At 59.7% G+C, this 13,038-nt stretch carries 10 protein-coding genes; 6 read left to right on the forward strand and 4 right to left on the reverse strand.

The window, feature by feature from the left end; translation table 11 throughout:
- The 3 genes from AACY07_RS22780 to tssI all read right to left on the reverse strand — a co-directional run.
- On the reverse strand, positions 1-1,646 hold a 1,646-nt coding region (locus tag AACY07_RS22780), incomplete at its 3' end, for a toxin VasX (RefSeq protein ID WP_339477894.1).
- A complete protein-coding gene (locus tag AACY07_RS22785) occupies positions 1,643-2,476 on the reverse strand; it encodes a DUF4123 domain-containing protein (RefSeq protein ID WP_339477896.1) in 834 nt (277 codons plus the stop codon). The genes AACY07_RS22780 and AACY07_RS22785, both read right to left, overlap by 4 nt.
- Positions 2,473-4,542 carry a type VI secretion system Vgr family protein gene (gene tssI / locus AACY07_RS22790; protein ID WP_339477899.1) on the reverse strand — a complete coding sequence of 690 codons (2,070 nt, stop codon included), beginning with the start codon at positions 4,540-4,542 and terminating at the stop codon, positions 2,473-2,475. Before tssI ends, AACY07_RS22785 begins: the two co-directional genes overlap by 4 nt.
- Positions 4,543-5,095: 553 nt before the next feature.
- On the opposite strand from tssI, the gene AACY07_RS22795 reads away from it, so the two are divergent.
- Both AACY07_RS22795 and AACY07_RS22800 read left to right on the forward strand, forming a co-directional pair.
- Positions 5,096-5,320 (forward strand): hypothetical protein, encoded by a 225-nt coding sequence (locus AACY07_RS22795; RefSeq protein WP_133075245.1) that lies wholly within the window; start codon positions 5,096-5,098, stop codon positions 5,318-5,320.
- Complete coding sequence (locus AACY07_RS22800) at positions 5,317-5,619, forward strand: cell division protein ZapA (RefSeq protein WP_133075246.1); 303 nt, start codon at positions 5,317-5,319, stop codon at positions 5,617-5,619. Before AACY07_RS22795 ends, AACY07_RS22800 begins: the two co-directional genes overlap by 4 nt.
- Positions 5,620-5,740: 121 nt before the next feature.
- Here the strand turns inward: AACY07_RS22800 and AACY07_RS22805 are convergent, their stop codons facing one another.
- Positions 5,741-6,781 (reverse strand): threonine aldolase family protein, encoded by a 1,041-nt coding sequence (locus AACY07_RS22805; RefSeq protein WP_133075247.1) that lies wholly within the window; start codon positions 6,779-6,781, stop codon positions 5,741-5,743.
- Positions 6,782-7,130: 349 nt separating this feature from the next.
- On the opposite strand from AACY07_RS22805, the gene glyA reads away from it, so the two are divergent.
- From glyA to AACY07_RS22825, 4 genes are read left to right on the forward strand one after another with little or no spacing between them, the layout of a single operon-like run.
- Entirely contained in the window at positions 7,131-8,384 is a 1,254-nt protein-coding gene (gene glyA / locus AACY07_RS22810) for a serine hydroxymethyltransferase (protein WP_219262842.1), read from the forward strand.
- A gap of 22 nt (positions 8,385-8,406) precedes the next feature.
- Positions 8,407-9,657, forward strand: a complete 1,251-nt coding sequence (locus tag AACY07_RS22815) for a sarcosine oxidase subunit beta (protein WP_133075249.1) — start codon at positions 8,407-8,409, stop codon at positions 9,655-9,657.
- A gap of 14 nt (positions 9,658-9,671) precedes the next feature.
- Positions 9,672-10,004, forward strand: coding sequence for a sarcosine oxidase subunit delta (locus AACY07_RS22820; protein WP_339477902.1), 333 nt, complete (start codon positions 9,672-9,674; stop codon positions 10,002-10,004).
- A complete protein-coding gene (locus tag AACY07_RS22825; protein ID WP_339477905.1) occupies positions 10,001-13,018 on the forward strand; it encodes a sarcosine oxidase subunit alpha in 3,018 nt (1,005 codons plus the stop codon). The genes AACY07_RS22820 and AACY07_RS22825 overlap by 4 nt, the downstream gene beginning before the upstream one ends.
- The last annotated feature ends 20 nt before the right edge of the window (positions 13,019-13,038 follow it).

Consider the following 13,038-nt stretch of genomic DNA (forward strand, 5'->3'; position numbering starts at 1 on the left):
CGACCGGTGCCGACAATGCCCGCATCGATCGAGGGCGTCCAGGCGTGGAACAGGTGTTTGAGTGCGCCTTCGTCGGGGGCGCGCACGTAGTCGGCATATTGCTCTGCACCCTTGGCCCGGGTGCATTGGGCGCTCAGGCAGCCGGTGGCCAGTTCGGTGAGCCACTGGCGGCTTTCAACGTCGTAGTAATCGACGAACCAGGTGCCGCTGTGGGAGCGTGTGAGGTATTGGCCTCGGTCGGCAAACAAGGCGTTGTGGCGCTGTTCGACGTGTTGGTAATGGGCCGGGGCGGTGGTGTCGAGCCAGGTGTTCATGGCCGGCACGTCAATGTACTCGCTGACCTTGGCGCTGAAATGGTCGTTGTCGAGGTTGGACTTTTTTTCGGCGTGGTAGGCACGCACGAAATCGTCCACTTCGGTGTATAGGTCGGGCGAAATAAAGGCTCGTACAGGGGCAACGATTTGCTGGACTCGAGCATCACGGGCCCTGGCTTCTCCAAGGCTCGGACGGCCGCCATAGAGGCCGTTGTGGAGTTTAGCCTCGGACTCTTGGTCCAGCTGGCGCTGGACATCGAGCATGATGTTGCCCTGCTCGGGTGTGAGGTTGATGCCTCGGCCCTTGTAGTGGTGGTTCAAAATCGCGGCCACCTCAGCACCCTCTTCGGTGATCAGGCTGCGAATAAAGCCACCGATGTTCAAGCGCAGGTTATTGTCGCCCACCCACTGTTCGTGGCTCGATTCAACCCGTTCCTGCTCATGGTTGATGTCGCGCAGCACCCCCAGGTCGTCGTCCAGGCACACGAATACCGGGTACAGCGCCCTGGCCTCAGCCGTGGCGGCCTCCAGCCAGGTCTGGGTGCCCTGGCCGTCCCACGGTTGGGCACTCCACTCGTCGGGTGCCTGGTCAGGGGTGTCGGGGTGTTGGGCGATGATTTTTTCGCGCTCCCGGGCGCGGTACATGGCATCGGTGTAAGCCTTGATGTTGGCCTTGGTGGGGTCTTTCATCACGGTTGCGCCCAACGCCTGGGTGTCATCGCCGCCGGCTTTTTGATCGGCCTTCATCGATTGGGCGTAGGTGTCGGGGATGAGTTCAGCCATCACCTCGGTGGCGTTTTCCAGGGGCGGACAGTGTTCGGCTTGCAGCTCGTTGGCCACGGTGCGCAAGGCCACATGACGCATGTGCGCACTGCGCTTGGCGGGGTTCTCGCTGAGCAAGGCGCAGTGTTGCGGGTTAAGTGGGAACTCGCTGTAGAGCATCCAGGCGTCATGGATTTTGTTCAGCATCAGCCCTGTGAGCGTGCCTTTAAGCAAGAGGGTGGAGTCGTCCTCAAGCGCCTGCGCCTGAAGCCTGCCGTCGGTCGACACGGCATAGCGCTGGAGCGGGCCTTTTTCCTGCCAGATATACAAAAAACCGGCCCGCAGACGCCGGGCAGCCATGGGGTGGCTTTGGGTGGTCACGCCGGGGGAACAGCAGGGGTGAGTGGCCTGTTCCTGCGCCAGGGCGTAGCGCACGGGCACCACGAACACTTCGGGCTGGTGAGCCGGGCATGGCGTCAGGGGGCTTTTGACATCGACGTGAGGCTGGACCCTGGCGGCGCGTTCGGCCTGCGCGGCGTTATCGATCATGGCCAGTTTTTGAGCGCTCATGCACGGGGTTCCTTGTTGGTGAGCAACTGGTACGTCAGCTCGGTGTTCAGGTTATCCAGACGTTGTTCGGGGGTTACGCCGGGCTCAGCCAGTATCAGACGATAAGCACCATGGGCCGGGCCTTGAGGAAAGTCTGTCCCCAGCACCGCTTGAAAGCGGGCCCACAAAAAAATCTCATCGGCGGCGCTGTAGCCGTATCGCTCGGCAGTGTTTATGCAGTGGGCGACCCATTGTTCTGCGCTCATGTCCTGACCTTGCAGATAGTCGGGGAAGTAAGTTTCGCAATGTTCGATCAAGCGCCGGGTAAAGCCCTGTTGCTTGGCACTGTTCAAGTGATCCAGTTGTTCTGCGGGCAGACGCAGCCAGGGCGTGTCTGCATACCGTGCTGCGGGCTGATCAGGTTGAGCCTGATGAATCACTGAGTGCGCCAGCCGTATCAGTTGTATTGGCCCCATCAAGGGGGCGCGCTCATGGGCAGGCAAGTCGGCTAGCCACAAGGCGGTAATCCGGGGGTCGTAGAAACGGAATAACACCGTGACCTCGCCCTCGACGCGGGCATGGACGAGGCTGCGCAGATGCTCGACTACGGTTTTTTCATCAGCCAGTGATTCCAGCCAGATCCCCGCCGTGGCGCTCCACTGCTCGGTAAAGGTCTGAGCCAGAGGGCTGTTGGGCGTCACCGGGACCAGCACCGGGCTGACTTCATCCAGTGCGTTGTAGGCGGTCCGTTGATACAGGGAATGCAATTGCACGCCGGGCGCGACCTCGAACAACCGGTGCGCCAGATTGTCTATTTGGGTGCGATCAAGTAACAGGTACGCCTGACTCATGCCTTCGACTCCTCAAGCTTCTGACACACCGCACAAATAGAGGTGGCCTGTTGCGAGGCCTTCCTCACGGCCGTTTTTTGCGCAGGCAATGAGGGCACCCCCCACGCACCCGCGGCTACCGGAACCACCGAAGCCGCAGGCATGGCCCCTATTCCCACCGCCGGTGCGCCGCCCACGACGATGGGTTGGCTACTGAAAATACCGCCGGCACTGATGACGATGTGTTGGCCGCCCGCTGCCAGCGTGAGGCTCATGCCTGCATCGATCACTACGTTGGCGGCGCTGAGGTGTGCCTGGCCGGTTGCCTGTATCACCAGTGAGCCATCGGCCGTGGTGCTGCTGTTACCGCGGATGGACAACAGCTCGTTGCCGCCGATCACGGTGTTGCGCAGGCCCTGGGTGGTGTGCAGTTCGTCGCCTTCAATCAGGCTGGAGCTGTTGCGGTCGACCTGCTCGAAGCGGTCGTGTTCGATCAGGCTGTGGCTGTCCCGGGTGATGTGCTCGCGGCGGTCGTTGCCAATGGTGGTGTCGCTGTTGTTGAGGATTACCTGCTCAAGGTCACGTTGGGCCCGCAGGTAGATTTTTTCCTGGCCTGCACGGTCTTCGATCAACAGTTCGTTATAGCCACCGGTGTGTGGCGAGCTTTGGCTGCGCAGCACGGTTTTGGTTTTGTGCGCCGGTAACGGGTAAGGCATCGGGTTGGTCTTATTGGGGACGCAACCGGTGATCAGCGGTTTGTCGGGGTCGCCTTCGACGTAGCTGATGACCACTTCCATGCCGATGCGCGGGATCGTCACGGCGCCGAAGTTGTCCCCGGCCCAGCTGGATGACACCCTGACCCAGCAGCTGCTTTTTTCGCTGTTGAGTTCAGCTCGGTCCCAGGGCAGTTCAATCTTTACCCGTCCTAGCTCGTCGCAATAAATCTCTTGACCTTGGGGGCCGGTCACGCGGGCGGTTTGCGCGACCAGTGGTACGCGGGCGGGTGGCAGGGGGGGGCGGAAGAACACGTCCCACGGTATCGCACTGAACGTGTTGCGGTAGCCTTGGGTGAAGCCGTCAGCGGGTGTTGCATCGCTGGTGATCGATTCTTCCAGCGCCTGGGGCTGCTTGCCTTCGTGGTTCACGCTGAGCAATAGCCACAGGTCGTTGCAGGCTTTGCGCGGGTGTTCGCTCAGGGTGAACAAGTGGCCACTGCGCAACGTGGGCTGATCGCTTTTGCCTTCGGCCAGTTGGTAGTCGGTTCGATGGCGTTCGAGGGCTTGCTGGGCCAACTGTTGGCCGCGCTTTTCGGTACTGATCAGTACCGGGTAGTGGTAATCCTCCAGCGCGGGGGTGAACTTGGCGGTGAAGGCATTTTCGATCAGCAGGCTTGGTCGGTTAAGGTCGAAATCACGACGGGTAACCGTGCTGGTGCGGGTACTGAAACGTTGGGAAAACTGCTCAACCACCGGGTAATCGGCGACGTTTCCGGTGCCTTGCTGGTAGGGCGTTTCGCCCAGCGCAGGAAAATAGGCCTGGCTGTCAGTGAATACCAGCAGGTGGCCGTCTTTCGTATGCTGGTGATGCCAGGCAATACCGTCTTCGGCACACAGGCGTTGCAGGAAGGAATAATCGCTTTCGCCGTATTGAGTGCAGTACTCGCGCACAGGACTGGTGCGGACATTAAAGGTAAATACGTCAGCCTGAATACCGTGGCCTTGCAGGACTTTTGCGATGATCTGCGGCACGCTGTGGTGTTGGAAAATTCGCTGGTCGTAGCTGAACTGCAAATAGTGGAGTGCGGGGACCAGGGTCAAGTGATAGTGGGTCAGGCGCTTGCCGGATTCGCCCACGCAAACATTTTCGATGCGCCCGTGTATGCCTTCGCCGTTGAGGCCAAATTGCAAAAAGGCAGGCAGGCTGAGCAATGTTTCAAGATTGATGTCTGGGTTTTCACTGACCAGTTCAATGTTGATTTCGTAGAGTTGGCTGATGGCTTCAAATCCTTCAAAGCCGAGCACTTTGAAGTCGTTGCGGATATCGGGAATGTGCAGCGCGAAGTGTGCCGTGTTGGCCGGTACGAACATGCAATGACCTTCGGGGTGGGCGTTTAAATAAGGGCATTGAAAGCCTGTGGGTCAAAGAGTATGACCGATGGTTATTTGTTGTTGAAGTGCCTGGCTATATATAAAGATTTGTTTGACTTATATAAAAATTCATAGTTATCAATAGCTTGTATAAATTCAAAGGGCTGAAGTTTATTAAAATTATTTGAATTATTTTATGAAGTGCGCAAGAAGTTGCGCACTTTCTACAGGTTAAAAGTGGCTTGATTAGTAGCGGTAAATAAGAAAAGGGTCTTTGTCCAAGTGTGCAACAAGTTGCGCACTTGGATAGCCGGGATTTGTTTTCGATGGCTATAGCGTGTCGTGTAGCAGCGGGTTCAAGGGCACATTTCACTGCCAGTGAAAGCAGGTCGTGGGTGGTTTTTACCGCTTGAAACGTGCCGCTGGGTCACCGGGCGGGGAACTGAGTAGCAAATAGGCAGTCTTTAAGGCGGGTAAAGCAAGGTCGCCGCTAGCTTAGGCGGTGACTTTTCTTTATCGTACGCGCCCTCCGAAACTGCTTGAGAACACCACCATGATTGAGTCATCCCTTAGCAAACTGGAACAACTGGTCAGCGACCTGGTTCAGCAAAAGCAAGAACTGCTGGACGCCAACGAACAACTGAGCGCTGAACTGGCTCTGGCCAAAGACGAAAACGAAAGCCTGCAACTGACCCTGATGGAACAGGAAGAGAAACAAGGCGCAACCGCAGCCCGCATTCAGGCACTGGTTGAGCGCGCGAGCCCTGTCAGCGCATGAGCGTGGACAGAGACGGAGTAAATGTCGTCTCGATTTTGGGTAACGACTACACGATCAAAGCGCCGGAGGGGGAGCAAAAGACCCTGATGGCGGCCACGGTCATGTTGAAAGCCGCCCTGGCCGAAACGAAAAGAAAGTACCCGAGCCTGATCGGGGACAAGCTGTTGGTGCTGGCAGCGCTGAATCTGTGTTCCAAGCAGATTGAGCTGCAACTGAGCCACAAACAGGAACTCGACCGTTATCAAGAGCAAGTCAGCGCCACGGTCGATGTGATTGAGCGAACGTTAGGGCAATCCTGACGCTTCGCAATACGATCACGCCCTGTGGGAGCGGGCTTGCTCGCGAGAGTCTCAGCGCGGTGGTTCAGACCAGCCGCGTTGACTGAATCGCGAGCAAGCCCGCTCCCACATTATTGAATGTTTACCCCGCCATCACTTCGCGAATATCCGCCGCCAGTTCCCGTACCCGTGCCTCTTCGGTGTCCCAGGAACACATGAAACGTGCGCCGCCTTTGCCGATAAAGGTATAGAAGCGCCAGCCCTTGGCGGTCAGCGCAGCCACGGCCGGTTCCGACAGTTGCAGGAACACGCCATTGGCTTCCACGGGGAACATCAGCTCAACCCCCGGGATGTCACTCACCAACTGGCTCAGCAACTGCGCGCAGTGGTTGGCGTGGCGTGAGTGTTTGAGCCATGCGTCGTTTTCCAGCAAGCCCACCCAGGGTGCCGACAAAAAGCGCATTTTCGACGCCAGTTGCCCGGCCTGTTTGCAGCGGTAGTCGAAGTCCACCGACAGGGTGTGGTCGAAGAACAGAATCGCTTCACCCACCGCCATGCCATTTTTGGTCCCGCCAAAGCACAGTACATCCACACCGGCTTTCCAGCTCAGCTCTGCGGGCGTGCAGCCGAGGAAGGCGCATGCGTTGGAGAAGCGGGCACCGTCCATGTGCAGCAACAGGCCCAGTTCCTTGCAGGTGTCGCTGATGGCGCGAATTTCTTCAGGGCGGTACACGCTGCCGACTTCCGTAGCCTGAGTGATGGTCACCACTCGCGGTTTTGGATAGTGGATGTCTTTGCGCTTGAGGGCGATTTCGCGGATCGATTCGGGGGTGATCTTGCCGTTTTCAGTGCGGGCGATCAGCAGCTTGGAGCCGTTGGAAAAGAATTCAGGCGCGCCGCATTCGTCGGTCTCGACGTGGGCGGTCTCGGAGCAGATCACGCTGTGGAAACTCTGGCACAACGATGACAGGGCCAGGGAGTTGGCCGCAGTACCGTTAAAGGCGAAATAGACTTCGCAGTCGGTTTCGAACAGTTTGCGAAAGTCGTTGGCAGCGCGCAGGGTCCACTCGTCATCGCCATAAGAACGTTGATGACCGTGGTTGGCCAGTTCCATGGCGGTCCAGACTTCAGGGCAGATACCGGAGTAGTTGTCGCTGGCGAATTGTTGGCTCTTGTCAGTCATTTCCCGGTTCCTTGGTCGAATTGTGTCGTGCACTTTATCCAAGATTTTGTCGGGTGCACAGGCACGACTCAAAGTGCGGAAAACCCTTACAAAAGAATAGCTCAAAGTCCCGCAATAAAAGTGTGGGAGCGGGCTCGCTCGCGATGGCATCGCCCGGGTTAGCCAGACAAACCTCGCCGCCAGTATCGCGAGCAAGCCCGCTCCCACAGGGTTATGCGAAACCATGTCGTAAACGCACCATTGCGTGGCGTCCATAGGCATTTGATCTGCCTGCGCCAGCTCTACCATCTGGCTCAAAGGGCATACGCCCCACCGAGACCAAAGGCGCGCTGGCGCTGGGAGACACGCAATGTTCAGCAAGCAGGATCAGATCCAGGGTTACGACGATGCCTTGTTAGCGGCCATGAATGCCGAAGATCAGCGCCAGGAAGATCACATCGAGCTGATTGCCTCCGAGAACTACACCAGCCAGCGTGTGATGGAGGCCCAAGGCAGCGGCCTGACCAACAAGTACGCCGAAGGCTATCCGGGCAAGCGCTACTACGGCGGCTGCGAACATGTGGATAAAGTCGAGCAGTTGGCCATCGACCGCGCCAAACAACTGTTCGGCGCCGATTATGCCAACGTGCAACCTCACTCCGGCAGCCAGGCCAACGCGGCGGTGTACCTGGCGTTGCTCAATGCCGGTGACACCGTGCTGGGCATGAGCCTGGCCCACGGCGGGCACTTGACCCACGGCGCCAGCGTCAGCTTCTCCGGCAAGTTGTACAACGCCGTGCAGTACGGCATCGACACCACTACCGGGCTGATCGACTACGACGAAGTAGAACGTCTGGCCGTTGAGCATCAGCCAAAGATGATCATTGCCGGCTTCTCGGCTTACTCCAAATTCCTCGACTTTCCACGCTTTCGCCAGATTGCCGACAAGGTGGGTGCCTACTTGTTTGTCGACATGGCCCACGTGGCCGGCCTGGTCGCGGCGGGGCTGTACCCCAACCCGCTGCCTTACGCCGACGTGGTCACCACCACCACCCACAAAACCCTGCGCGGCCCCCGCGGCGGGTTGATCCTGGCCAAGTCCAACGAAGCCCTGGAAAAGAAACTCAACTCGGCCGTGTTCCCCGGTGGCCAGGGCGGTCCGCTGATGCATGTGATCGCGGCCAAGGCGGTGTGCTTTAAAGAAGCCCTGGAGCCGGGCTTCAAGACCTATCAAAAGCAGGTCATCGACAACGCTCAGGCGATGGCCGAAGTGTTTATCAAGCGTGGCTTCGACGTGGTCTCGGGCGGCACCGACAACCATCTGTTCCTGCTCAGCCTGATCCGTCAGGGCCTGACCGGCAAAGACGCCGACGCAGCCCTGGGCCGTGCTCATATCACGGTCAATAAAAATGCGGTGCCCAATGACCCGCAATCACCGTTCGTGACGTCGGGCCTGCGCATCGGTACCCCGGCAGTGACCACGCGCGGTTTCAAAGTGGCGCAGTGCACGGAACTGGCGGGCTGGATCTGCGACATCCTCGATCACCTCGGCGATGCCGATATCGAGGCCGACGTGGCACGCCAGGTGACCTCGCTGTGCAAAGACTTCCCGGTTTATCGCTGAGCGCGTTTTTGGAGTAAACCCTATGCAACGGTATTCAGGCTTCGGCCTCTTCAAACACTCCCTCAGCCACCATGAAAACTGGCAGAAGATGTGGCGCACGCCGACCCCTAAAAAGGTCTACGACGTGGTCATCGTCGGCGGTGGCGGCCACGGGCTGGCCACTGCCTACTATCTGGCCAAGGAGCACGGCATCACTAACGTGGCCGTGGTCGAGAAGGGCTGGCTGGGCGGCGGCAACACGGCGCGCAACACCACCATCGTGCGTTCCAACTATTTGTGGGACGAGTCGGCGCACCTGTACGAACACGCGATGAAGCTTTGGGAAGGCTTGTCCCAGGACTTGAACTACAACGTCATGTTCTCCCAGCGCGGCGTCTACAACCTGTGCCATACCTTGCAAGACATACGTGACTCGGAGCGCCGGGTCAGCGCCAACCGCCTCAACGGCGTGGATGGTGAACTGCTTGACGCCAAGCAAGTGGCGGACGAGATCCCGTACCTCGATTGCTCAAAAAATACCCGCTACCCGATTATCGGCGCCACCGTACAGCGCCGTGGCGGTGTGGCCCGTCACGATGCCGTGGCCTGGGGTTTTGCCCGGGCTGCGGATGCGCTGGGTGTAGACCTGATCCAGCAAACCGAAGTGCTCGGTTTTCGCAAGGAAAACGGCGTGTGCATCGGCGTTGAAACCAGCAAGGGTTTTATCGGTGCCAAGCGCGTAGGCGTGGTGACGGCCGGTAACTCCGGGCACATGGCCCGTCAGGCCGGTTTTCGCCTGCCGATTGAATCCCACCCGCTGCAAGCGCTGGTGTCGGAGCCGATCAAGCCAATCATCGACAGCGTGATCATGTCCAACGCGGTTCACGGCTACATCAGCCAGTCCGACAAGGGCGACCTGGTGATCGGTGCCGGGATCGACGGCTACAACGGCTACGGTCAGCGCGGCTCGTACCCGGTGATCGAGCACACGATTCAGGCCATTGTGGAAATGTTCCCGGTGTTGTCCCGCGTGCGCATGAACCGCCAGTGGGGCGGCATCGTCGACACCACTCCCGATGCTTGCCCGATCATCTCCAAGACCCCGGTGCCGAATCTGTTTTTCAACTGCGGCTGGGGTACGGGTGGCTTCAAGGCCACGCCGGGCTCGGGCAACGTGTTTGCCGCCAGTCTGGCCAAGGGCGAGATGCACCCATTGGCTGCACCGTTTTCCATTGACCGGTTCCACACCGGCGCCCTGATCGACGAACACGGCGCTGCCGCTGTCGCCCACTAACAGGAGAAACACTCATGCTTCATATCTTCTGTCCCCATTGCGGCGAACTGCGCTCCGAAGAGGAATTCCATGCCAGCGGCCAGGCGCACATCCCGCGCCCGCTGGACCCCGCGGCCTGCACCGACGCCGAGTGGGGCGACTACATGTTCTTTCGTGACAACCCTCGCGGCCTGCACCACGAACTGTGGAACCACGTCGCCGGTTGCCGCCAGTTCTTCAACGCCACGCGCAACACCGTGACCTACGAAATTCTTGAAACCTACCTGATTGGCACCCAGCCGCAGTTCACTGAACAGGCGGCACCACTGATCACCACGGCCACCCGCGAGCAGGGAGAAAAGGTATGAGCCAGACCCATCGCTTGCCTAATGGCGGCCGCGTAGACCGCAGCAAAGTTCTGACCTTTACCTTCAACGGTCAACAATACAAAGGCTACGAGGGCGACAGCCTGGCCGCAGCGCTGCTGGCCAATGGTGTCGACGTCATTGGTCGCAGCTTTAAATATTCCCGGCCTCGGGGCATTTATGCCGCCGGTGCCGAAGAGCCCAACGCGGTGCTGCAGATCGGCGCCACCGAAGCGACCCAGATTCCTAACGTGCGCGCTACGCAGCAGGCGTTGTACCAGGGCCTGGTTGCCACCAGCACCAACGGCTGGCCCAACGTCAACAATGATGTGATGGGGATCCTGGGCAAGGTTGGCGGCAAGCTGATGCCGCCGGGCTTCTACTACAAAACGTTCATGTACCCGCAATCGTTCTGGATGACGTACGAGAAGTACATCCGCAAGGCGGCAGGCCTGGGCCGTTCGCCGACCCAGAACGACCCCGACACCTACGACTACATGAACCATCACTGCGACGTACTGATCGTCGGCGCAGGGCCTTCAGGCCTGGCGGCGGCACTGGCTGCAGCACGCAGCGGCGCGCGGGTGATCGTGGCCGATGAGCAGGAAGAGTTTGGCGGCAGCCTGCTCGACAGCCGCGAAAGCCTGGACGGCAAACCGGCGATGGAATGGGTTGCTAAAGTCATCGCTGAACTCAAGGCATTGCCGGGCGTGACGCTGTTGCCTCGGGCGACCGTCAACGGCTATCACGACCACAACTTCCTGACCATCCACGAGCGCCTCACCGACCATCTGGGCGATCGCGCACCGATTGGCCAGGTTCGTCAGCGCATTCACCGGGTTAGGGCCAAGCGTGTAGTCCTGGCGACCGGAGCCTGCGAGCGGCCATTGGTGTACGGCAACAACGACGTGCCGGGCAATATGCTGGCGGGCGCAGTGTCGACTTACGTGCGCCGTTACGGCGTGGCACCGGGTAAAAAACTGGTGCTCAGTACCAACAATGACCACGCCTACCGCGTTGCTCTGGACTGGATCGATGCAGGCCAGCAGGTGGTGGCTGTCGCCGATGCGCGCAGCAACCCTCGCGGCGCATTGGTAGAAGCGGCGCGGGCCAAGGGCATCCGCATTCTGACCGCCAGCGCGGTGATCGAAACCCGTGGCAGCAAGCACGTGACCGGCGCCCGTGTGGCCGCGATTGACCTTAAAACCAACAGTGTCGCCAGCCCCGGCGAATGGCTGGAATGCGATCTGGTTGCCACTTCGGGCGGTTACAGCCCGGTGGTGCATCTGGCCTCGCACCTGGGCGGCAAACCCACCTGGCGCGAAGATATTCTGGGTTTCGTACCCGGCGAAGCACCGCAAAAACGTGTGTGCGTAGGCGGCATCAACGGTGTCTACGGGCTGGGCGACAGCTTGGCCGATGGGTTCGAAGGGGGCGTGCATGCTGCCAGCGAAGCCGGCTTCAAAGCGGTAGAGGGCGTGTTGCCCAAAGCCCTGAACCAGCACCAGGAGCCAACACTGGCACTGTTTCACGTACCCCATGAAAAGGGCACTGCACGGGCGCCCAAGCAATTTGTCGACCTGCAGAACGACGTCACCGCCGCGGCCATCGAACTGGCAACCCGTGAAGGTTTCGAGTCGGTCGAACACGTAAAACGCTACACCGCGCTGGGCTTCGGTACCGATCAGGGCAAGCTGGGCAACGTCAACGGGCTGGCCATCGCCGCACGCTCGCTGAATGTAACCATCCCGCAGATGGGCACCACCATGTTCCGCCCCAACTACACGCCGGTGACGTTCGGCGCCGTGGCGGGTCGCCATTGCGGGCATATTTTCGAACCGGTGCGTTACACCGCGCTGCAAGCCTGGCACGTCAAGCAGGGTGCCGAGTTTGAAGACGTGGGCCAATGGAAGCGTCCGTGGTACTTCCCGCGTCATGGCGAAGACCTGCACGCAGCGGTCAAGCGCGAGTGCCAGGCGGTGCGTGACAGCGTCGGTATTCTCGATGCCTCCACCCTGGGCAAAATCGACATCCAGGGCCCGGATGCGCGGGAGTTCCTCAACCGCATCTACACCAACGCCTGGACCAAGCTCGATGTGGGCAAGGCTCGCTACGGCCTGATGTGCAAAGAAGACGGCATGGTGTTCGACGACGGCGTAACCGCCTGTCTGGCCGACAATCACTTTGTCATGACCACCACCACCGGTGGCGCAGCACGGGTACTGCAATGGCTGGAAATCTACCAGCAGACCGAATGGCCTGAACTGAAGGTGTACTTCACTTCCGTGACCGACCACTACGCGACGCTGACCCTGTCCGGGCCCAACAGCCGCAAGCTGCTGAGCGAAGTCACGGATATCGATCTGGACCGTGAAGCGTTCCCGTTCATGACCTGGAAAGAAGGGCTGGTAGGCGGTGTTCCGGCGCGGGTGTTCCGCATCTCGTTTACGGGCGAGCTGTCGTACGAGGTCAATATCCAGGCGGACTACGCGATGGGCGTGCTGGAAAAAATCGTCGAGGCGGGCAAGCAATACAACCTCACCCCCTATGGCACCGAGACCATGCACGTGCTGCGGGCCGAGAAGGGTTTCATCATTGTCGGCCAGGACACCGACGGCTCCATGACCCCGGACGACTTGAACATGGGGTGGTGTGTGGGTCGTACCAAGCCGTTCTCGTGGCTCGGCTGGCGTGGCATGAACCGCGAAGACTGCGTGCGTGAACAACGCAAACAGCTGGTGGGCCTCAAGCCGGTAGATCCGACCAAGTGGCTGCCTGAGGGCGCGCAGCTGGTGTTCGATCCCAAGCAGGCAATCCCGATGACGATGGTGGGGCACGTGACCTCCAGCTATGCCCACAACTCACTGGGTTATTCGTTTGCAATGGGTGTGGTCAAGGGCGGCTTGAAGCGCATAGGCGAACGTGTGTTTTCGCCCCAGGCCGACGGCAGCGTGATCGAGGCTGAAATCGTGTCTTCGGTGTTCTTCGACCCGAAAGGCGAGCGCCAGAATATTTGAGTGACACCTGTGGCAGCGGG

The sequence above is a fragment of the Pseudomonas sp. RL_5y_Pfl2_69 genome, assembly GCF_963970465.1.
Taxonomy (GTDB): domain Bacteria; phylum Pseudomonadota; class Gammaproteobacteria; order Pseudomonadales; family Pseudomonadaceae; genus Aquipseudomonas.

Bases quoted from the DNA above. Each gene is read 5' to 3' on its own strand.
- AACY07_RS22805 (WP_133075247.1), bottom strand. From the start codon at position 6,781: ATGACTGACAAGAGCCAACAATTCGCCAGCGACAACTACTCCGGTATC.
- glyA (WP_219262842.1), top strand. From the start codon at position 7,131: ATGTTCAGCAAGCAGGATCAGATCCAGGGTTACGACGATGCCTTGTTA.
- AACY07_RS22820 (WP_339477902.1), top strand. From the start codon at position 9,672: ATGCTTCATATCTTCTGTCCCCATTGCGGCGAACTGCGCTCCGAAGAG.
- tssI (WP_339477899.1), bottom strand. From the start codon at position 4,542: ATGTTCGTACCGGCCAACACGGCACACTTCGCGCTGCACATTCCCGAT.
- AACY07_RS22825 (WP_339477905.1), top strand. From the start codon at position 10,001: ATGAGCCAGACCCATCGCTTGCCTAATGGCGGCCGCGTAGACCGCAGC.
- AACY07_RS22800 (WP_133075246.1), top strand. From the start codon at position 5,317: ATGAGCGTGGACAGAGACGGAGTAAATGTCGTCTCGATTTTGGGTAAC.
- AACY07_RS22815 (WP_133075249.1), top strand. From the start codon at position 8,407: ATGCAACGGTATTCAGGCTTCGGCCTCTTCAAACACTCCCTCAGCCAC.
- AACY07_RS22795 (WP_133075245.1), top strand. From the start codon at position 5,096: ATGATTGAGTCATCCCTTAGCAAACTGGAACAACTGGTCAGCGACCTG.
- AACY07_RS22785 (WP_339477896.1), bottom strand. From the start codon at position 2,476: ATGAGTCAGGCGTACCTGTTACTTGATCGCACCCAAATAGACAATCTG.